General features: G+C 55.6%; 17 protein-coding genes. All 17 read left to right on the top strand.

Features of this window, described 5'->3' with window-relative positions; genetic code table 11:
• Position 1: 1 nt before the first annotated feature.
• On the top strand, positions 2 to 2005 hold the full coding sequence (locus EJP87_RS01600) for a trypsin-like peptidase domain-containing protein (RefSeq protein ID WP_130470115.1): 2004 nt from the start codon (positions 2 to 4) through the stop codon (positions 2003 to 2005).
• A 53-nt stretch (positions 2006 to 2058) separates the two neighbouring features.
• Positions 2059 to 4230: a hypothetical protein gene (locus EJP87_RS17580; RefSeq protein WP_130470114.1), complete on the top strand. Its 2172-nt coding sequence runs from the start codon at positions 2059 to 2061 to the stop codon at positions 4228 to 4230.
• 59 nt (positions 4231 to 4289) lie between these two features.
• Positions 4290 to 5336: a MamK family actin-like protein gene (mamK, locus tag EJP87_RS01590; RefSeq protein ID WP_130470113.1), complete on the top strand. Its 1047-nt coding sequence runs from the start codon at positions 4290 to 4292 to the stop codon at positions 5334 to 5336.
• A gap of 46 nt (positions 5337 to 5382) precedes the next feature.
• Positions 5383 to 5703 carry a DUF4870 domain-containing protein gene (locus EJP87_RS01585; protein ID WP_130470112.1) on the top strand — a complete coding sequence of 107 codons (321 nt, stop codon included), beginning with the start codon at positions 5383 to 5385 and terminating at the stop codon, positions 5701 to 5703.
• Positions 5704 to 5893: 190 nt separating this feature from the next.
• Entirely contained in the window at positions 5894 to 6112 is a 219-nt protein-coding gene (locus EJP87_RS01580) for a lipopolysaccharide assembly protein LapA domain-containing protein (protein WP_130470111.1), read from the top strand.
• A gap of 46 nt (positions 6113 to 6158) precedes the next feature.
• A complete protein-coding gene (gene mamM, locus EJP87_RS01575; protein WP_130470110.1) occupies positions 6159 to 7139 on the top strand; it encodes a magnetosome biogenesis CDF transporter MamM in 981 nt (326 codons plus the stop codon).
• Positions 7139 to 8470 carry a magnetosome biogenesis transporter MamN gene (gene mamN / locus EJP87_RS01570; protein WP_130470109.1) on the top strand — a complete coding sequence of 444 codons (1332 nt, stop codon included), beginning with the start codon at positions 7139 to 7141 and terminating at the stop codon, positions 8468 to 8470. Before mamM ends, mamN begins: the two co-directional genes overlap by 1 nt.
• A gap of 1 nt (position 8471) precedes the next feature.
• On the top strand, positions 8472 to 10451 hold the full coding sequence (mamO, locus tag EJP87_RS01565) for a magnetosome protein MamO (protein WP_130470108.1): 1980 nt from the start codon (positions 8472 to 8474) through the stop codon (positions 10449 to 10451).
• The gene (gene mamP, locus EJP87_RS01560) at positions 10448 to 11296 is read left to right on the top strand and encodes a magnetosome magnetite formation protein MamP (protein WP_130470107.1); all 849 of its coding nucleotides are present in this window, start codon (positions 10448 to 10450) and stop codon (positions 11294 to 11296) included. Before mamO ends, mamP begins: the two co-directional genes overlap by 4 nt.
• Positions 11297 to 11320: 24 nt before the next feature.
• On the top strand, positions 11321 to 12007 hold the full coding sequence (mamA, locus tag EJP87_RS01555) for a magnetosome protein MamA (protein ID WP_130470106.1): 687 nt from the start codon (positions 11321 to 11323) through the stop codon (positions 12005 to 12007).
• Complete coding sequence (locus EJP87_RS01550) at positions 12004 to 13314, top strand: LemA family protein (RefSeq protein ID WP_130470105.1); 1311 nt, start codon at positions 12004 to 12006, stop codon at positions 13312 to 13314. Before mamA ends, EJP87_RS01550 begins: the two co-directional genes overlap by 4 nt.
• Entirely contained in the window at positions 13311 to 14195 is an 885-nt protein-coding gene (gene mamB / locus EJP87_RS01545) for a magnetosome biogenesis CDF transporter MamB (protein WP_130470104.1), read from the top strand. Before EJP87_RS01550 ends, mamB begins: the two co-directional genes overlap by 4 nt.
• A gap of 1 nt (position 14196) precedes the next feature.
• Positions 14197 to 14790: a magnetosome protein MamS gene (mamS, locus tag EJP87_RS01540; RefSeq protein WP_130470103.1), complete on the top strand. Its 594-nt coding sequence runs from the start codon at positions 14197 to 14199 to the stop codon at positions 14788 to 14790.
• A 1-nt stretch (position 14791) separates the two neighbouring features.
• Positions 14792 to 15310, top strand: coding sequence for a magnetosome protein MamT (mamT, locus tag EJP87_RS01535; protein WP_130470102.1), 519 nt, complete (start codon positions 14792 to 14794; stop codon positions 15308 to 15310).
• Between the two features lie 17 nt (positions 15311 to 15327).
• A complete protein-coding gene (locus EJP87_RS01530) occupies positions 15328 to 16176 on the top strand; it encodes a hypothetical protein (RefSeq protein WP_130470101.1) in 849 nt (282 codons plus the stop codon).
• A 45-nt stretch (positions 16177 to 16221) separates the two neighbouring features.
• Entirely contained in the window at positions 16222 to 16812 is a 591-nt protein-coding gene (locus EJP87_RS01525) for a hypothetical protein (RefSeq protein ID WP_130470100.1), read from the top strand.
• Complete coding sequence (locus EJP87_RS01520; protein WP_193771052.1) at positions 16799 to 19813, top strand: response regulator; 3015 nt, start codon at positions 16799 to 16801, stop codon at positions 19811 to 19813. The genes EJP87_RS01525 and EJP87_RS01520 overlap by 14 nt, the downstream gene beginning before the upstream one ends.
• Positions 19814 to 19815 lie beyond the last annotated feature (2 nt).

Below are 19815 nucleotides of genomic sequence, written 5' to 3'. Positions count from 1 at the left end.
GATGTCTACGTTCGCTTCCAGCAAGGGTGTTGAATGCGGTCTTGCATACCGCAAGTATCTGCTGATTGTCGGTGGTCTGGCCGTGGCGGGTCTGGTTGGCAGCTACTGGTATATGAACAGCTTTCTCGATGAAATTGGCATTGACTCAGAGAAAACACAGAAGGTGCTGAAAACAACTCGCAACGCCGGACAGAATGGTTTGCAGGCCGTTTCCGAAATTCCAGGTACCCCCATTCAGAGCCTGCGGCCAGGGATGGGGACAGCCCAGCCCGCCGCGTTCTGGCCAGGCCGCCCAGGCAGTACAGCCGCATTGCCCGCCGATCAGGAGTCCTTTGCGGTTGTGGTGAGATCAATTCTGCCCAGTGTCGTGAGCGTGAGTACTCAGGATCGCAATTCCCTTGCCCAGACGGCTGGCGTGTCGGCTGTTCAACAACAGCCTGTAACGGGATCTACCCCTTTGGCGACGGTTCCTCCTGACAACAACCTGAAGTTTGCCAGCCCCTATTCCGGTGTTGCCATGGAGAGTATCGGTTCCGGAGTGATTGTGTCATCTGATGGTTATGTCATCAGCAATTTCCACGTGGTGGAAAAGTCCAAGAGCATTTTCGTGACGGTGTTCAATCCCCAAGGTACCCAGCGTTATCCGGCGGATATTGTGCGCCTGGATCCGTTGCGCGATTTGGCACTTCTGAAAATCAATACCCCTCTGCCGCTTCAGGCTGCTCCTCTGGGCAACAGTGATCTGATTCAGGTGGGTGATCCCGTTATTACGGTGGGCTGTCCTTTTGGTTTGGACCAAACGGTGAGCAAGGGTATTGTCTCTGGCTCCCGTAAAGCGGTAGCCATCGAAGGTGTCATCCATAAGGATTTGCTGCAGACGGATGCAGCCATCAATCAGGGCAATTCAGGTGGTCCGCTGGTTTCGCGTTATGGCTATGTGGTTGGGATCAATACCGCCATCTATTCGCCCACCCAGGCATTCTCGGGTGTTGGTTTTGCTGTTCCGGTCAATGCGGTGCGTGAATTTCTTGCCGAGGTGGTAACCGTTCCCGAAGTGACACCCGCCATGACGGTTGCATCAGCCGGGCAAAGTCAACCGGTCGCTGGCAGACGAACAACCCCACCCCCCATTCCGGCCAATTCGGTAGCGCCGCACGGCGACCGGGGGGCTTGTGAGAGTTGCCATGTCATTTTGAATGGCACCTTGGTTCGTCAGCCCGCCTTTCAGGGGATGCCGAGCGGTGCCAGTGGGCTGAATGTGGCTCTGGCCGCTCCATCTGCAGCCGACCCGGTTGCGACGACAGGAATAGTGCCGCCCACGGTTACCGTCATGGGAGCTGCTTTCAAGGCGTTAGACCCTGTATTGATCCAGCGTTTCAAGCCGCCGTTTGCCAATGGCGTGTTTGTACAAAGCGTTCAAGATGGTTCTATCGCGGCCGTTGGGGGTTTGCTGACGGGTGATATTCTTTTCAAGATGGATGGCCGCTGGGTGCGCACCCCTGAAGAGATGGTCAGTCGTCTGCGAGGCTATACCACCGGGGATACGGTGAGATTTTCTGTGTTACGTGAAGGAGTGCGGAAAAACTTTTCCTTGCGCCTTACCTCTGCCCCGGTCGTTGCAGTTCCTTCATCGGTCGCTGGTACGCCTCCGGTTAATCAAACTGTGGTACCGTCTGCTGGCAAACCGGCAGCGGCGCCAGCCGCTGCCGCTGTTCCGACTGAATTTGAATGGAACGGTATGGAACTGAACCCCATTGATGCGGCGATAGAAGCCAAGAATCCCGCTCTCAAGGGCAAGCAAGGGGCGGTGGTCAAGGAGACTGACCCCGGTTTGCCGGCTGATGTGGCCGGTGTACGCATGAATGATGTCGTGATGGCGATCAACGGTTTGCCTGTCGGATCCAATGCGCAATTGGATCAAGCCATCAAGGCGTCTGCTCCAGCAAAAACCATTTTGCTGGATGTGGAGCGGGACGGCAAGCGCATGTTTGTCACTCTGAAATAGGTGGTTTTGCCATTTTAATTTGCCAGGTTAGCGAATGATCGGGAGATAAATGGATGGATAAGCAAAAGCAAGGTTCCGGGACAACCAGAAATGGGTCGAAGCGCTCCCCGTCGGACAAAAAAAACGGTGGGTCTGAGCAACCGCCAGCCGAGATGGACATGGATGTGCTGGCAAGGGGGCTGGACCATGTTCTGCAAAAACAGCTTGACGATAAGCTGAAGAGCGGTGCTTCTGCGGAGCAAGAGGCCCAGGTTGACGCAGATACGGCTGGTGTTTCAGAGCCTTCTCACCAGGATGACGAACAGGTTGAAGGTGTATCCCTGCAGACGGAGGTTATCATGGTTGAACAGGTTGCAGGCCACGCGGAAGAGGATGCCGGTTTTCTGGCGAGCCTCAGTGTGCTTGCCTCCATGGCTGAAGAGGTCGAACAGTCGGGTGGTGAGGTGGTCGTTGGCGAGGATGTTGCCGTAGTTGCTGGTGGAGAGTCGCCATCAGTGGAGGCAGAGATGGCAGAGATTTCTTCCGAAGTGGTTGTTGCCGCAGCTTTGGTGGAAGCAGAAGGCAGCGAGACCGTACAGTCTGCGGGTGAGCAATCAGTTGCGGTTGCCGAGGTGGTACATGAGGCGGTTGAGCAGATCGAGCCTGACGTTGCTGTGGCTGATGCCGCTGCTTTGGCCGGAGATCTTCCACCTGCACTGGAGTCGTTGCCAACGGAGGCCGAGGCCCCAGTAGTTGAGTCTGCGGTGGTGGAGGAGGCGCCTCAGGCCGAACTCTCCGTGGTGACGGAGGATGTGCCCCCTGTTATCGAAGCTGCGACGACGGAATCTACCTCGTTGGCAGAGGAGTCGGCTGTATCCGGGGCAGAAGCGGTTGTTCCGGCGGTGATGGAGCCTCTCTCTGGATCGGTGGTTGCAGAGAGAAAATTGGAGATGGCAAAGCTGGCCGATGGTTTTTCGGAAATGGCCCGCAATAAGGCCAAAATGGCGGATGTGGACAGCCAGGGAGAGGTGGAAGAGGCTGCGGTTGCAGATCCGGTCATCCAGGTGACGGAAGCTGCCGAGGAGGCTGAGTTGGCCGGTACGCTGGAGGTGCCCGTTGTGGAAGAGGCTCCCAAACCGTTCCCGCACAAGGCTCCCTATGTGGCAGCGGCAGAGAAAGAGCGCGTGCTGCAAATGATTCGCGATGCCGCCTCCAAAAAATTGGACGAGGGGTACAAAATGCGGGGTGTGCAGGTGATGGCCAAACCTGAGCCCGCACCCACAGAACCCGTGACAGAATCGCCGGAGTCTGCTGCCGTCGAGGAGCCTGTGGTTGTCGTCGAGGAGGAGAGTGTCGTTGTGGCGGAAGCGGTTGAGTCTGCAGCTTCTGCCGTGGCTCCTGAGGCGGTCACGGAGGAGGGTCAGGCAACCGATGCGATCGCAGACCAACCGGCACAGGAAGAGTCTCCGGCAGCGACGATCGTGGAAGAGACCGTGTCCACTGCACCGGCCCCTGAGGAAGAGGAGAACGCCGTCAGCCAGCCGCAACAGGCGGTCTCTGCGGACGAAGGGGATGAGACGGTTCAGTCGATTTCGCCAGGTGGTCTGGTACCTCCTTCACCACGAACGGCCACTCCCAGTCTTCGTCAGAAACAGGAGTCCGTTCCAACGCCCAATCAGGCCAAAGCGATCGAGGCCTTTTTGCGCCAGTTGCAAGGGGAGCCGCAGCCTTCGGAAGAGCCGGTTGTGCCGGTCTCGGCAAAGACGCATGAGGAAGAGTTGCCCGAGGTGGAAGAGTTGGAGCAGGAGCAGGCAGAGACAGCGCAGGCTGCTGCAGAGGCTGGCCAACAACAGAGGTCACACCGTCGTTCCTCACGGGACGGCGATGGGGTGGTTCCGGTGGAGTCCCTTGGTACAGGTATCTATAATGCTCTTGGGGATATGGTCGGTGCCGTGGTCCATACCTCCAAGCGGGTAACCGGCAAGGTGAAGAAGGTGGTTCCTCCACCTGTACAGGAACCAGAGGAGGAGTTGCCACCACCGCGGCCCACGGGTACCAGTCGTGCCGCCGATCGTTTGGCTGGTGGGGTGCGAGGGCTGGCTGGTGGTGTGACGGATATCGTCAAGGGAAGTGGTAATGTAGTGATTGGGACCGTGGGTATCGTGGTGATGCCGGTGGTGGGGGCTGTGGGAGAACTCTACCGGGCTTTCAAACCAGCTCGAAAAGACTCCTCTACCAAAAAATAAGAGAGTTTCCTGGTTCGATTGTTTCTGTCCATCAAATTGGTGAGAGGAGATGATTCAAAATGAAAACAGCAGAACGCAGCCCACTGCTGCTTGGTATCGATCTGGGTACCTCACGGACCATGGTGTTGTCGAACCGGGGGGCCCGGGCGATGGTGCGTTCCGTGGTCGGCTATCCGAAAGATATCATCGGTGTCAAACTGATGCACCAGGCCCACATTATTGGTGAAGAGGCCCTCAAGCGCCAGTCATACCTGAATATCCATTATCCCTTGGAAGATGGGGTGTTGAAGGAGGCCAACGATCAGGCGGCCGAGTCGGCCAAGTTGTTGATCCAGCATGTGATCAACCTGGCTGATCCCCAACCTGGAGATCGCATCTATGGCGTGTTGGGGGTGCCGGCCAGGGCCTCCATGTTCAACAAAAACCAGTTACTGAAGATCACTCAGGAGCTGCTTGACCTTTCCATGGTGGTTTCCGAGCCATTCATGGCTGCCTACGAGATCGATCAACTCAACAATGCCATCATGATCGATATCGGTGCTGGCACGACCGATATTTGTGCCATGAAAGGCAGTATTCCCTCCGGGGATGAGCAGGTTACGGTGTTGAAGGCTGGAAATTACATCGACTTGGTGCTTGAAAATCTGATCCGGGATAACTACCCCGATGTGCAGATGACCAACAACTTGGCGCGCAAAATCAAGGAGCAGTATGGTTTTGTTGGCACGCCCAAGGAGGAGGTGATTGTCAACGTGCGCATTGCCGGCAAGCCTGGCACCTGCAATTTGACACGCGAAGTGCGTACCGCCTGCGAAACCGTGGTGTCAGAGATAGTCGAGCATTTGCAATCCCTGATCAAGGTCTTTGACCCAGAGGATCAGGAAGAGGCGTTGCGTAACATCTATTTGACGGGTGGCGGTGCCCATATTCGTAGTCTGGATGCGATGATTTGCCAGCAGATGCACCAGTATGGCGAAGTGATTGTGCGTTCGGTGCCGGATCCCGATTTTTGCGGTGGGGCTGGGGCATTGAAACTGGCGATGGAGTTGCCGCCGCAATACTGGGAGCAGGTTGGTCAGGTCTCACGTCCCGTGAAGCAGTCGTGAGCAGGCTTCTCATCCTCTTTTGCTGGAGAATTACGGAGAATTCGATATGGAAACGACGCTGAATGCCCCTGCGGGCCTGGGTTCCAAAATGATGGCTGCCTTGAGTTACCTGGGAATCCTCTCCCTGGTGCCTTTTTTGGTGAACAAAGACAATCCCTATGTGCGTTTCCACGCCCGTCAGGGGGTCATGTTGTGGATGTGGGAGGTTTTGGCCATCTACAGCCTGGTGGTCCCTGGCGTTGGGGCGATTTTCTTTAACCTGTCTGGTCTGCTCTGTTTTGCATTCTCGGTTATTGGCCTCGTCTCGGTTTTTATGGGAAGGGCCTGGAAGTTGCCGTTGATTGGTAAATGGGCGGAGTCTATCTGAGCAGTACCTGGGTTGGTGTACGGGCTCGCTCCTGAATGGCAGCAGGATAGAGGTTGGCGTGTTCGCAAATTCAGGGTACGGACCTGGGTCAGGGGGATGGATGAGTGACTTCCGTCATGGACAATTGGGCCGATGAAGTTCAGATGGGATGGTCTTGGATGCCGCGCCGGGTATGGGGATGGAATGAACAGTGAGTAAACCCTTTGTATCCCTGCTTCTTTCCTTGTTGCTGCTCATCTTTGCGACCCAGAACATGGTCCCGGCCCAGATCCGTTTCATTTTTGGACCGCCGATTGAGGTTCCCCTGATTCTGATTATATCGGGGGCCTTCATCTGCGGTTTTGTGGTGGCGACGGTCAGCCATCTGGCGCGACGCGCTCTGCGCAACCGGCGCAAAGAAGACCTGTGATTCCGGTCTATCCGGTTTTTGATCGTGAGGAGAGGATGCCCCGTTCATGAGCTATCCCCAGTGCGTTGTCTGCTATCACTCGGTTGGCTGGATTGGTTTGATTGCCAATTTGGCCATCTCCATCCTGAAGGTGTTTGTTGGGATCATCTCCGGTTCCCAGGCTCTGCTGGTGGATGCCTTGTACTCGGCCAAGGATGTGCTGACCTCTTTCTTGATCATCCTTGGGCTCAAGTTTTCCAAGCAACCCTTGGATGAACAGCATCAGTTCGGTCACGGCAAGGCGGAGTTTCTCTTTTCCCTGTGCGTTGGCTTGTCCATGATGACGATCACAGGCGTGTTTGTCTATTTTGAGGCCGATAAGCTGCTCAATGGTGCACCACACCAGGCTCCCCACATGATTGCCTTGTGGGCTGCCCTCTTTGTCGTCGCCGCCAACTTGTTTCTCTGGTATTACACACGCTGTGTGGCGCACCAGATCAACAGCCCCATGGTCAGTGTGCTTTCCCACCATCAGAAATCGGATGCCTATTCGTCCCTGGCAGTGGCATTGGGCATTATCGGTTCCCATTATCTCGATTTGCCATGGCTTGATGCGGTGGTGGCTGTTGGCGAGTGCGTGGATCTCTTCCATTTGGGAACCAAAATTACCTGGGACGCCGTGAGAGGTTTGATGGATGCCTCGGCTCCTCAGGAGTTTGTTCATAAAATTCGTGAGCTGGCTGCTACCGTAGCCGGGGTAAAAAGCGTCGAGGATGTTCGTACACGGCGGGTGGGGCAGGAAATCTGGGTCTCCATGGTGGTGGGTGTCGATCCTGAGTTGACCGTAGAACAGGGCAAAGAGATCAGCTTGTGGGTTGAAGATTTGTTGGTCCGTATGGTACCCCATTTAGGTGACGTGAGCGTCCATTTCAAGTCCGCAAGCGGTTCTGTTGCTGAATTTGATTATATTCACAAAGAGATTGTGCAACTGCGGCAGCAGATGGAAATGACCCAACAGGCAACGGATGCTCTTGGAGGTTCATCCTGATGACTCCGGCAGTGGTGACCTTGGTGCTGTTTGTACTCCTGTTTGTTCTGGTTCAGAGAGACCTGGTGAATCGGGGGCTGGCCATGATGGGGGGGGCATTGCTTTTTTTGCTGATTGGTAGCTCGGAAGGGTTCTACTCGCTGAAGTTGGCCTTCTCAGCCATCTATTTTGACGCCTTGGCCCTGCTGTTCGGCATGTCGCTCATTTCAAATTGTTTGTTTCGTTCCGGTGTGTTCCATTACCTGGCCTGCCGTTTTGTGGGTTACTCGCGTGGCAACCCGTTGCTGATTGTGGTCTTGTTGACCCTGAGTACCTATCTGCTCTCGCTGGCCTTCACCAATCTTTCGGTGATGATCATCATGGTTCCTCTGACCTTGATTGTCTGCCGGGCGCTGTCGATGGATCCCGCACCGATTGTGGCGGCCGAGTTGATCACTTCCAATCTGGGCGGTGCCTCCACTTTGGTTGGGGATTTTCCCAACATGATCATCGGTGCGGCGGCGCGCCTCCATTTTGATGACTTCATTGGCGGCATGATGGTGCCCTGTCTGGTATTGCTTGCTGCTGTGTTGATTGTTTTTCAACGGCATGCACACATAGCCCAGGCCAGGATCGCTTCGGACGATCTCACCACCATTCAGACAACCGTGCGCGCACAGTCTCCGGTGGGCCCAACGCATCCAGATGGTTTGGACCGCTATCTGCTGCGCCTTGGCTTGAGCGTTTTTGTGGTGACGCTGTTCAGTTTTTTTCTGGCGCAACTATTGGGGGTGCGTCCTGCGCTGCTCTCTTTTGTGGCCGGCCTGACGATCATTGTACTGGGCCGGATTCCGCCACAGGAGTTGTTTGCGGCTGTCAGTGGAGGCGATCTGCTCTTTTTCCTGGGCTTGTTCATCATGGTTGGTGGTTTGCAGGCCGCTGGTGTGCTGGGCGGAGTGCATGCGATGATCGTGGCGTTGGGCAATGGCAATGCGACCCTGTCACTGTTGGTGTTGATGTGGGTGGCCGCGCTGCTCACCCCGCTTCTGAACGCCGGTCCCTCGACGGCCTTTTTAGTGCCGGTGGCCCAGGCCATGAATGTCACTTTTCCGGGTAGTGCTGTCTGGTGGTCTCTCTCTTTGGGGGTTCTGGCCGGCTCCTCGGCAGCACTCAGTGGTGCCACGGCGGGCCCGGTTGCGGCCAGTTTTATGGCCAATCATCTCCGTTCCCTGCCCAGGGAAGAGCAGGTCACAGGTAGCCGTTTCGATTTTCGGAGTTATCTGCAGTGGGGAGTGCCTGTGGCGGCCATTTTTTTGGGGATTTCATCCCTGTACATTCTGGTGATCACCTGACATGAGATACCGCGATTCTTCATCCCGTCTGGTTCCTTTCTGTCGGCAATCCTGGCGGGTGCCTGCCGTATTGCTGCTGTTGCTCTTTTTTGGCACGGTGGCCTGGGGGATCCATCTGGTGCGGGATCATCGCAATCAATTGAGTCTGGGGCACCAGGATGGTTCCGTGGCCATGGCGGGCAGCGCCTCTCAAGGCGATGTGGTTGCTCAGTCCGTGGCAATGGCACAACCCGATCCCAACCCATTGAGGGTTACCGTTGTCAACATTTCGGGAATCAGTCAGGCATCTGGAAATGGGGTGAGTCCTTATGTTTCGGCAGGTTCTGGTGTACTGGTCAATCCCAAGGGATATGTCATCACCGCCCAGCATCTGATTCAAAATCTGCGCGAGATCCAGGTGCGTGTCTCCACTCCGTTCGGGCCGAGACAATATCCTGCCAAAACGGTCAAGGTGGTTCCACAACATGATCTGGCTTTGATCAAGATCATATCACAGGATCCCTTTCCCTATGCGGCCTTGAGTCAATCACCCTTGCCTCAGGTGGGCGAATTGGTTCAGGCATGGGGTGATCCTTACGGAACCGACGCTGTTGAACGGGTCGGTGTGGTTGAGAGCATGGACTTGACATCCCCTGTAGCCGTGGCCGATCTGAGCTTGACCCATCTGATGAAAACAAACTCGATTTTTCATTGGGCGCAAAGCGGCGGTCCTCTGGTCAACCAGCATGGTCATCTGATCGGCATCAACCTGGCGGTGCAAAACCCGGATGGTTCGATTCAGGGGTTTGCTGTGCCGGCCCATGTTCTGGTGACCCATTTTCAGGAGGTAGTCACCTTTGCTCACAAGATGGTGCCGTCGACTGGCGCTGCTGCGCTGGTTCAGCCTGCTGTCGCCGATTCTGCTGTCGCCGATGTTCCTGTCGTCTCGCCCAGACCGTCGCGCACGGCGGATCAATGGTGGCAGAGGGCGCAGGGTATCCTCAATCTGGGTTCCTTGGGCAAGCATGTGGCGTTGGATCCTACTGCAGGCACACTGCCCACGAAGACGGCTGCCCCTGTGCTCAATGATCCAGCCCACTCTCCCTCTTGGCGCATTTTTGGGTACAGTGCGGGCAATTTTTTTGGGCTTTTGCTGCTGGGGTTTGTATCGGGAATCAGCGGCGGCATGATGACCATGGGTGGGGGGATCATCAAGGTCACTGGTCTGCTGTGGTTTTTTGGCTATGGGTTGTTGCTGGTTCGTCCAGTTGCCTACATTACCAATATTTTTATGTATGGAGCGGCGGTGCTGCGCTACCATCGCCACGGGTTGCTCCATTTTGAGTTTTGCAAGCCGTTGATTCCCTGGGCCATGGCCGGTATGGTGGCCGGCTATTTCCTTGGCAATATCATGAGTAAGATGCTGATCCAGTGGCTGCTGGGTGGATTTGCCCTGTTGTTGGGTATTAAAATGCTGGTGGAAATTGCGGAAACCCGTCGCAAGCCCTCGGAACTGGACGAGGAAATCCGTATGAGCAAACAGAAGGAGACGGGCGTTCTGGTGTGGTTGCAGCGCTATTTTGGCACGCAGATGGACGAGTCTGTACCGGTGCCCGCGTGGCGCTACCCAGCGACCCGGCATGGGGTGCTGGGGCTGCCCATGGGGTTGGTCAGTGGTATTCTGGGGATCACCGGCGGGGTGATTGAGGTGCCACTGCAACGCTATATTGCCCGCATGCCATTGCGCAATGCGATTGCCAACAGTGCCACGCTGGTCTTTTTTTCCTCCCTGGTCGGCTCGGTGGTGGCCCTCTGGCACGGCGTGAAGTCTGGCTCTTTTGATCTGGAAACACCGATTACCATGGCCCTTATTCTGACCCCTGGCGCCTTTCTGGGGGGCATGGTGGGGGCGTGGCTGACAGTGGTCATCCCCTTGAACATGCTGCGTTGGATTTATGCGGCTCTCATGTTTGTCATTGCGGTGAGGATGTTTCTGCCATGAAACTGGATCCTGTTTCGCTGGTTGCGGCAGGATTGCTGCTGCTGATGGCCTTGGGGATCGTTGCCCTGTTTTCAGGGTTGAGCCCGGAACAACGCATGGTGGCAACCATGGCAACACCTGATGCGTCTGGGAGTCTGGGTTCTGCACGGAGTCTGCCCGCGTCTGCTTCGTCTGGCTTGGTGGCTTCAGTTCAACCGGTTGTCGATCCGGTTCGGGGGGCATCACCAGCCACAGCCTTTGCTGTCCCAGGTTTGTCCCCTTCCAGTACCGAGATGCCCGCTTCGCAAGCGGATACCCTCAAGCCGTTCATGAATCCCAAGGCGCGTTTGGCGGAGGGGCACTGGAAAGGGTTGGAGGCTCTGCCGCTATCCGTGGAGTTGAAGAAGAAATTGCGTCTGCCGATGGAACTGGAGGGGTTGCTGGTGGATGAGGTTACCCTGAATGCTGCCGCTGCCGGCCTGTTGGCAGGGGATGTCATTCTGGCGGTCAACAGTCAGCGGATTCGTACATTGGAAGAGTTGAAGTCCGCCACCTTGCGAATTCAGTTGGCCAAAAGTGCCACCATTACCGTCTATCGTGCCGGCAAGGTGCAAAATTTTCTCCTGGTTGCCAAGAACTCTCTTGGTCAGGCGCAGGTGGAGACCGCGCCGATGATTCTCCCTGGGGAAATCATGCCGCATCCCTATCGTGGACCCTGTACCCAGTGCCATGCCATCGGTACAACTGGCCACATAGTACCGGATCCGGACGGTATCGTTTTGCCACCTCCGGCCATTCGGGCGGGCACACCGGCACCGCACAAAGACCGGGGGCCTTGTCAGGCCTGCCACCAGATTATTCAATAAAATTTGGAAGAGGATGAAGAATCCATGAGCAAGCAGCGTTCTCCCGTCAGTATTGTTGATGAAGTCAGGTTGATTTCCCACGCCTTTCTGGGAGTGGTCAAACAGATAGCCGCCAACTCCATTGATGGTTTCAATCGGCTGTTTACGGTCGATGATCGGGTACGTGCCCAATATTATCGGGAGCGTGGTGTTGCCCATACCAAGCAGGGCCGCTATTGGCAGGCCATGCCCCTGCTGGAGCAGGTCATCCGCTACTGGCCGGATGATGAGGAGACCTTGTTTCATCTGGGATATTCCTATCTCAAGACCGAGCAGACCCGGGAAGGGATCCTGGTACTGGAGAAGGCCAATCAATCTCCGGCCACGGCCACGCCGCGGGTCAGTTCCATACTGGGCATGGCCTATATTCAGGCCAAAGAGTATCAGAAGGCTGTCGAGGTACTCCGTGCCGCTTTGGAAAAAAGTCCGACCAATTTTAATTTGAACTATCGTCTTGGTCTGGCGCTCGACCATTTGGGTGAGTATGACGCAGCCATTGAGGCATTCCAGAATGCTTTGGCCATTCGGCCCAATGAACTCAAGATTTATCAGTCCATTGGGTTTGTATTGGACCAGCAGGGCAAACATGAGGAGGCAGTGGTCTTCTTCAAGAAGACCAGAGAAATGAAAGAAGTACTACAAGAAAACTGGGACGGGACCAGCACACCATGACGGATAAGTCAGACCCTTTGGAAGAGATTGACGGCTCTGGTTTGGAAATGACCAGCAGCGAGCGCATGCAACGCATGCGCAAGCTGATGCGCCAACTCTACCAGGAAGAACAAGCCTCTCGCACCATGCCGCTGCCAGTCACCAGAACCAGAAATCTGGTGCTGGCGGCTTCGGTTGGTGCTGCCCTCATTCTGTTGGGGACGACCTTTTACAATTTCAACCGCTTCATCGCCGCCGAAGAGATGGTGCTATCCGCGCGAGGCCACATCCACGATGCCCTGCAAAGACGCTCCAATCTGTTTGGCAACCTGGTCAATCTGACCCTGAACCATGCCATGCTGGAACAGGAGGTTTTTCGCTATGTCTCGGATGGACGCATCGACATGGCAGGTCGCTCGGCAAGCAAGCAGGCCAGCATGACCCCTGTGGCCCCTGTGGGCGGGGAGTTGCCATCATCGGCCCTGGCGCGTCTGTTCGCCCTGGTGGAGCAGTATCCCGATATCAAGACCTCCACCACCTATCAGCAGTTGATGGATAAGCTGATGGATATCGAAAACATGATCAGCAAGCGCCGGGATGAGTATAACGAACAGGTGCGCATCTACAACACGACCGTGACTTCGTTTCCCTGGTCGATCATGGCCAAGGTGTTGGGATTCAAACGCCATGCCTATTTTACGGCAGAACCTGGGCCGGAAAATGCCAACATGGATTTGAACGGCAACAAATTTATTCGCTTGATCCCGGAAATGGAGTTTGACACCTCCAACCATCAGAGTGGCAAACCGCATCAGGGCAACAATGCCCGACGCGAGCAGACGACCTCCGGGGGCGAAGCGAGTGGCGCTTCTGCACCCCAGGATGGGAAAGGGGAGGTTTCCCGTTCGCCCATGACCTTCGTTCCGGCGCCGGTTTCGGGGAACGCGCAAGCGGACAAGCGGGTGGAGAGCAAAAGTGCGGTACCCGACGCCGTTGTCGGGCCAGTGACTCCAGCCAAGGAGGCCAAGCCAGCCGTGGTCGCTGTTCCTGAGAGCGTCGCACCGGCGCCCATACTGCAGCCAAAGGTCCCTGAAGCCCTCTTGCCGGTAGCGGCGCCTGCGGTTGAGGTTGTCAAGCCGGTCGTTGTCCCACTGCCAGAGGTTGCTGCTCCTGAGGCATCGCCTGCCAAGGTCGATGCGGCGGCGCCACCAGAGCCGCTCAAGAGGGATGAGGTGTTACCTGGACCTATGGAAACAACCGTCGGCTCCTCTCTTCCGGCCCAGCCTGCTGGCGAGGTGCCGCCTTCTGTCGAGGTGAACAGGCCATGAAATATCCTCATTGTGCCCAATGTCGTGATGAAGTGACTTGGTACTCCATCTGGTTCAATGTCTTCATGGTGGTCTACAAGGTGATTGTATCCCTGGTAACCAACTGTGCGGCGTTGATGGCCGATGCCTTTCACTCACTGGCTGATCTGCTGGCCAGTGTCTTCACCTTGATCAGTCTGCGTATTTCAGACCGTCCCCCGGATGACAAGTTTGCCTATGGCTATGGAAAAATTCAGCATATTTCCTCCGGTATTGTTGGTTTGATTCTGGCGGTGGGGTCGGTTTTCATCCTGGTGGATGCCTTGATGAGTATCATCAATCGCACCTATGCCGCCCCGGAAAATATGGCGCTGGTTGCTGCCGTGGTCTCCACGGTGGGCAACGAGTTGATGTTTCACTACCAGAAGTGTGTGGCCATTGAAAACAACAGCCCTGCCATCATGGCCAACGCCTGGGACAATCGTTCGGATGCTTTCTCCTCGGTCGGGATGGTGGTCGGGCTTTTTTTTGCCACCATCATGGATTTTCCCATTGCCGATCCTCTGGCGGCCATTCTGCTCTCCCTGTTGGTGATCAAAATTGGGGTGGAGCTGATTATTGAGGCGGTTGACGATTTGATGGACTCCTCGCCCGACGTGGAGGAGTTGGAGGAGTTGTATAAAATTATCCGCAGCTTTCCCCGTGTGGTGGGTATCAACTATCTGCGGGCTCGGAGTCTGGGCGAGACGCTTTATGTGGAAGCCGATCTGCGGGTGGATGGCCGATTGAAGGTATTCGAGGGGGATCTGATTCTGGCCGCTCTGAAAGAGAAACTGAAACACAGCGTTGAGAATATTGGCAGCATGCAATTCTTTCTCACCCCAGAGGAGGCTTCGGATTGACATGAACAAGCGACCCATGACAACAGGAGATTGGATCGTTACCGGAGGTTTGCTGTTGCTGCTTGCAGGGGCGGTGGTGACGTTGTTTGTGGACAGCAACCCGGAAGGTACGACCCAGGAGCGCAAGCCGCTTGCCGCAGGGGCAGGCCCGCAAGCAGCCAGCAATGCCTTGCTGACCCCGGCTGGACAGGAGTCTTTGCGTATGGTTCCTGTGGTGGCCACCACGCGGGCAGACGCGATGGCCGGAGGGCGTGACCCCACAGGGGGGATGGTTCTGTTGCAAAAGGCGCCCAGGGTGAACTTCAGCGGTCAGGTGCAACAGGTTTCCGAGCAGCCGCAAAGTGATGGGCAGTTGCATCTGTGGCTCCAGGATCCCCAGGGGAAGGAGAGCCGCATTTCGGTAGGCCCCGGCTGGTTTCTGACCTATCTGGGGTGCCCGTTGCGCCATGATGCCACGGTGGATGGAACTGGCTTCACCTTTGAGAAGGGTGGTCAGGTGCCCATGATCTATGCCAAGTGGATCCGCATGGATGGGCGTACCTGTCAGTTGCGCAACGATGAGGGTTTTGCACTCTGGTCCAACAAGTTGCGGTAAGATGATGATGCGCGTTTTCAACTTCCTTTCGCCCACGGTATGGGCCATTGCGGGCACCCTTGTCCTGGTGGTTGTCCTCGGTGTTGGGTTGTTGGGCGACGGTTCGTGGGACAAGGCGGGGGCAGCGTTGCGGTTGTGGGATCCCTCACCACAGCTTCAGGGAGAGGTTCTGGGGCGCATGCCGAAGCCAACCCAGCCGGCGTTGAATGCGCCGGTGCTGGAGTTGGTCGCTCCTCAGCCTTCGCGCCTGCAAAAGATGCTGGTCAAGCGCATTCCCACCATCGTTCCCGGAGCGGCCATGCCTCATCCCAGTTGGGGGCCCTGCACCAATTGTCATCTGATTCAGGGTGGGTTGCCAGCGGGCAGCCAGCCGGCAACGCCCGTGGCCAAGGTCTGGGAGCAGATTTCTGTCTATCACAAGGTGGGGCCTCCGATCTTGCCCAACTCGTCCCGGCCGCATCCGCCTTCCGGGCGCTGCATCAAGTGTCATGATGTACTGGTCTATGTCCAAACTCAGTGAGTCAAGGAGAGATTGCAATGCCAAACCAAGTTGGTTCCGAAGAGGATGGGGTACACAATCGGATCGTCATCCTGGAAAACCTGCTGAAGAGGGTGGTTGAGGTCCATCTTTCCACGGAAAGTCGCGTTAAACGGCTGGATGACAAGCTGGGACAGATGGAACTGATTGCCGCCAGCATCAACGGCTTTGTGACCCGAATGGACACACTGAGCCAGACGAAGGCAACCCCAGAGGAGAGTCCGGTCAATGCCGAGTTGAAACAGGAGTTGGCAGAGGTCCGCCAGGAGGTGGCCCGCGTTCAGTCGATGCTGACCGCTTTGACGGAAAGATTGTCGGAGCAGTCGGTTGCCTCTGCTGACACGCTCTCTCCCTTCGCAGGCCAGTTGGAGCTACTGAACAAGGTTCCCGAACTGTTCACCAAGGTGGAAAATCAGCAGAGTACGATTCTCCAGGCGTTGGAGCGACGGATTGACCCACGATTGATGATCTATCTGAAGCCGTTGATTGAAATGCTTGAGGAGGAGGGCAGACAGGCGGAAAGGATGAAGGACTCTGCCCTGCAAAAGCTCAACGACCTCTTGCAGGGCAAGCGGAGCGGCACGGATCGGGAAATTTCCCAAATGCTGGCCCATGTCAGCGAAGAGATCCAGAAATGCCAGGCCTCTTTTGAACGCACCCAACAGGCACTGCAGATAGTTGTCACTCCCTTCCAGCATGTGGGTCGGCTGTTTCGCGACAACCTGGAAATCATTGTGCAGGCACACGATCTGATGGCCCAATTGCATGAGGATCTCCCCCGCTTTTTGGAGGAGATGCAGGCAATGGTCACAGAGAAAAAAGCAACCGATGGCCAACCGTCGGCTTGAACAAAACCTGTTTCGATCTGCTACCCCTGCCGGGAGGATCTCGCCATGCTGCAACTGATTCCTTATGGATTGGCCGCCGTTGTTGGTGGATTGCTGGGCAAGAAATATCTGCCCCAGTTGATTGATGCGCAGCAAAAACAGGGGGGCTGGATTCCCTTCGTCAACGCCTCTTTGCCGCCGATTCAAATTCTGGCCGAGTCGCTTATCCAGGAGCAGCCTGTTGTGTTGGCGACAGAAGAGATTCCGCTGGATAACCGGTACGGTACCACCATGCTGGTCAGCGAACACGAGTTTACCCGCACGGCCACCGTGGGTTTGAGTGTGGGCCGTGAACAGACGCTGACTGCCAACATGAAATCCATTCTCTGGCCCGTACTGGAGTCGGTGGTTCAGGAGGAACTCAAAAAAAACCTGCGTGTTGAGTTTGGAAGCCAGATCACCCGACGTGTCAAGATCGTCTTTTCCGCCGAGCCGGGCCATCTGGTGCGCTATCGACTGGTTTGGCGGCAGGACTCCCGCCAGGGAGTCTATGACATTCGTATCGGTAACGAGCAACTTGCTGTCCCCTACATGGTGACCTTCGGTCTTTTCCATGCCGTTGAAAGCATGGAGGGGGTGGAGCATGAAAGAGGATGATGGGGAGCGTCGTCCAGTAGTCTTTCCCGAACGGTTGTCAGAGAGGAGAGGTCAGTCTGCTGGCCATCTGGACTCCCAGATTCGTCTTTTCCTGGACCATATAATGGGGGCTGTTGTCATTACGGATCTCGAAGGACGGATACTGGAGTTCAACACGCCTGCAGAACAGTTGTTTGGTCTGCAACGAGAGGCGGTATTGGGAAGGGCGATTGATGCCTGTATCATCCCACCGGAATTGCAAGAAAGACACCGGGTAGGGTTGCGCGATTTGGCCTCCCAGCCTGCTGAACGCCTCTTTCCCTACGCAAAAAAATTACAGGCCAGTGGGTTGCACAGCAGTGGTCAACGCATTGAACTGGAAATCAATTTGGTATTGGTCGAGTTCAGACGCAGACCAGGCTTAATGGCCAGTTTTCAGGATATGACAGCCCGCAAGCAGTTTTCATCGGTGTTGCAGGACACCCTGCAGGTAGCCGAATTGCTGTATGACAAGAATGTAGGGGAGTTGAGCCATGTCAAGGAATTGGAACGCAGGGCTTTCTCTGCATTGCAGACACAGCAACTGATCGCTGACTTGTTGCGCATCTCGCTGGAAACAGGGCCTCTGGAAGAGTTGTTGCAGCGGGCGATGGATCGAATTGCCCTTATGGAATGCGTTGCTGCAGATAGTTTTGTTGGGGCTGTTTTCTTGGCGTTTGACAAGGATCAGCCATTGCAACTGTTTGCCAGTGTACCACACTCATGGTCCACGAAGACTCATGTCTGTCCTTATGTGTCTGTCAATGTTTGTCACTGTTACCAGGAAGGGGTTCCACTCTTCTCCCTGGAGGTATTCATGCCGGCAGATCAGAAGCAGGGGGGCGGACAGAATCACCGGAAACAACCTCTGCACCTGTGTGTGCCTTTGCTTTGGGGGAAGGAGTCTGTCGGTGTTCTGTATCTGCAGATGCCGATGGGAAAAAAGTGTCAAGAGGATGAGTTCAAGGCGTTACTGGATGGCGTATCTGGTTCATTGGCCAATCTTATCTGGAGATCCCGCATGGATACAGCTTTGCGAGAGACCAAGGAAAAAGCAGAGGCTGCCAGCAGGGCCAAAAGCGAGTTTTTGGCCAACATGAGTCACGAAATCAGAAGTCCGCTGAATGCCATTATTGGTTTGACCGATCTGATGTGCCATACGGAGATGTCCGGCAGTGAGATCAAAGAAAACCTTGCCATCATCAACAGCTCCTCCCTCTCCTTGCAGGATCTGATCAACGGTATTCTTGACCTTTCCAAGATAGAGGCGGGACATTTCATCTTGGAGTGTGCAGCCTTTGATCTGGTGCGTCTGCTGGATGATGTGTGCAACCTGATGGCAGTGAAAGCGCATCAGAAAGGATTGGAACTGTACTGTCGTGTTGCCCAGGATCTGTCGCCCTATCTGCTGGGAGATGCGCTGCGTTTGAAGCAGATTCTGGTCAACCTGATCAACAATGCCATCAAGTTTACCCAGGCTGGTGAGGTTGTGCTGGCAGTAAAGCGATTTCAATCAGAAGAGAGTTCCAGCAAGGTGGTCAAGTTGCAATTTTCAGTAACGGATACGGGTGTTGGCATATCCAGGGGGGATCAGGAAAAAATTTTTGAGAATTTTATCCAGGCCGATGGCTCGGTGGCACGCAAACATGGGGGGACCGGCCTGGGACTGGCCATTTCCCGTCATCTGGTGCGTTTGATGGGTGGACAACTGCTCCTGACCAGCCAGTCAGGTCAAGGGAGTTGTTTTTATTTCTCCTTGGAGTTGGGTGTGGACGATCAACCCGGAGCCAGGGAACGAACGGGAGGTTTGAAGCGTCGGCGCAAATGGGAAGCCGCTGATCGAAAGGTACTGTCAGGAACAAGAGTGCTGGTTGCAGATGGCCATACTACCGGTCGGGCCATCCTGGAGGAGATATTGACGGGGCATGGTGCTCAGATCGTCCTGGTGGCAGACATGCAGGCCATGCTGAGTGAATTGGCACAAACCCGGGACCACCCTTTTGATTGGGTCATGGTAGATGAGGTGATCCTGCAAACGGGTGAACTGCCGATCGCTGCCGGTGCGAGTGGCTCCGTACCGGCGATATTGATGATGTCAGCCCGTTCATCGGTCTTGACACTGGATCCGTCAGGTTTTTTTCCGGCGCCACTCATTGTCAAAAAGCCGGTGAGTGCCGCCAAACTGCTGAGAATTTTTTCGAGGGACAACGCGGCGGTACCTGCCGACGATCATTCACCCAACCCTCGGCCGATGGTGCAGGAAGGGGGCGAGAAGTCGCTGCGCATCTTGCTGGTCGATGATTTGACTGAGAATCAAAGGCTGGCCAGTCTCCTTTTGCAGAAACAGGGGCATCGGGTTCGTACGGCTGCCAATGGTTTGGAGGCACTGGCCATCTTGCGGGTTGAAGCGTTCGACCTCATTCTAATGGATTTGCAGATGCCGGAGATGGACGGTTTTGAGACCACCGTGCGCATCCGTGAAGGAACTCCGGAGGAGGTCGGCAATCCGCAGATTCCCATCGTGGCCGTCACCGCCATGGGTATGATGAACGAGCGGGATCGCTGCTTTTCCGTTGGCATGAACGGTTTTTTGCTGAAACCCTATCGGGTACAACAATTGGTGGCAGCGGTTGCTCCGTTTGCCAGATCGAAACCGGTTCGTGCGGCAGTGACTCTGACCCCCAACGAGATGGACCAGGAGGCGTTGGCCCGGTTGCAAGATCAATTTGTACAAGAAGCCGGAGGGCGACTTGAACAGTTGCAAAGAGGATTGGACAGGGAGGACGCCGGTGGGGTCATGCGCGCCATTCATTGGTTCAGGGATTTGGCAGGACATATCGGTGCTTCCAGGGTCAGTGCGCAGGCTGTCCGTCTGAGCGGACAGGTGGAGATGGGTGAATGGGACAGTGCTGCCAACATAAGCAAGAATCTGGCACAACAGGTCGATAAGGTGATTCTTTTGTTGAGCAACAAGGAGCAATAGCA

Origin of the sequence: Candidatus Magnetaquicoccus inordinatus, from assembly GCF_004217665.1 — a bacterium.
GTDB classification, from domain to species: domain Bacteria; phylum Pseudomonadota; class Magnetococcia; order Magnetococcales; family Magnetaquicoccaceae; genus Magnetaquicoccus; species Magnetaquicoccus inordinatus.
Note: the sequence above shows the minus strand (reverse complement) of the source record. Positions and strands in the feature narration are given on the sequence as shown.

What these genes read in the sequence shown, in the direction of transcription:
- EJP87_RS01600 (WP_130470115.1), top strand. Translation starts at nt 2, where the DNA reads ATGTCTACGTTCGCTTCCAGCAAGGGTGTTGAATGCGGTCTTGCATAC.
- EJP87_RS17580 (WP_130470114.1), top strand. Translation starts at nt 2,059, where the DNA reads ATGGATAAGCAAAAGCAAGGTTCCGGGACAACCAGAAATGGGTCGAAG.
- mamK (WP_130470113.1), top strand. Translation starts at nt 4,290, where the DNA reads ATGAAAACAGCAGAACGCAGCCCACTGCTGCTTGGTATCGATCTGGGT.
- EJP87_RS01585 (WP_130470112.1), top strand. Translation starts at nt 5,383, where the DNA reads ATGGAAACGACGCTGAATGCCCCTGCGGGCCTGGGTTCCAAAATGATG.
- mamM (WP_130470110.1), top strand. Translation starts at nt 6,159, where the DNA reads ATGAGCTATCCCCAGTGCGTTGTCTGCTATCACTCGGTTGGCTGGATT.
- mamN (WP_130470109.1), top strand. Translation starts at nt 7,139, where the DNA reads ATGACTCCGGCAGTGGTGACCTTGGTGCTGTTTGTACTCCTGTTTGTT.
- mamO (WP_130470108.1), top strand. Translation starts at nt 8,472, where the DNA reads ATGAGATACCGCGATTCTTCATCCCGTCTGGTTCCTTTCTGTCGGCAA.
- mamP (WP_130470107.1), top strand. Translation starts at nt 10,448, where the DNA reads ATGAAACTGGATCCTGTTTCGCTGGTTGCGGCAGGATTGCTGCTGCTG.
- mamA (WP_130470106.1), top strand. Translation starts at nt 11,321, where the DNA reads ATGAGCAAGCAGCGTTCTCCCGTCAGTATTGTTGATGAAGTCAGGTTG.
- EJP87_RS01550 (WP_130470105.1), top strand. Translation starts at nt 12,004, where the DNA reads ATGACGGATAAGTCAGACCCTTTGGAAGAGATTGACGGCTCTGGTTTG.
- mamB (WP_130470104.1), top strand. Translation starts at nt 13,311, where the DNA reads ATGAAATATCCTCATTGTGCCCAATGTCGTGATGAAGTGACTTGGTAC.
- mamS (WP_130470103.1), top strand. Translation starts at nt 14,197, where the DNA reads ATGAACAAGCGACCCATGACAACAGGAGATTGGATCGTTACCGGAGGT.
- mamT (WP_130470102.1), top strand. Translation starts at nt 14,792, where the DNA reads ATGATGATGCGCGTTTTCAACTTCCTTTCGCCCACGGTATGGGCCATT.
- EJP87_RS01530 (WP_130470101.1), top strand. Translation starts at nt 15,328, where the DNA reads ATGCCAAACCAAGTTGGTTCCGAAGAGGATGGGGTACACAATCGGATC.
- EJP87_RS01525 (WP_130470100.1), top strand. Translation starts at nt 16,222, where the DNA reads ATGCTGCAACTGATTCCTTATGGATTGGCCGCCGTTGTTGGTGGATTG.
- EJP87_RS01520 (WP_193771052.1), top strand. Translation starts at nt 16,799, where the DNA reads ATGAAAGAGGATGATGGGGAGCGTCGTCCAGTAGTCTTTCCCGAACGG.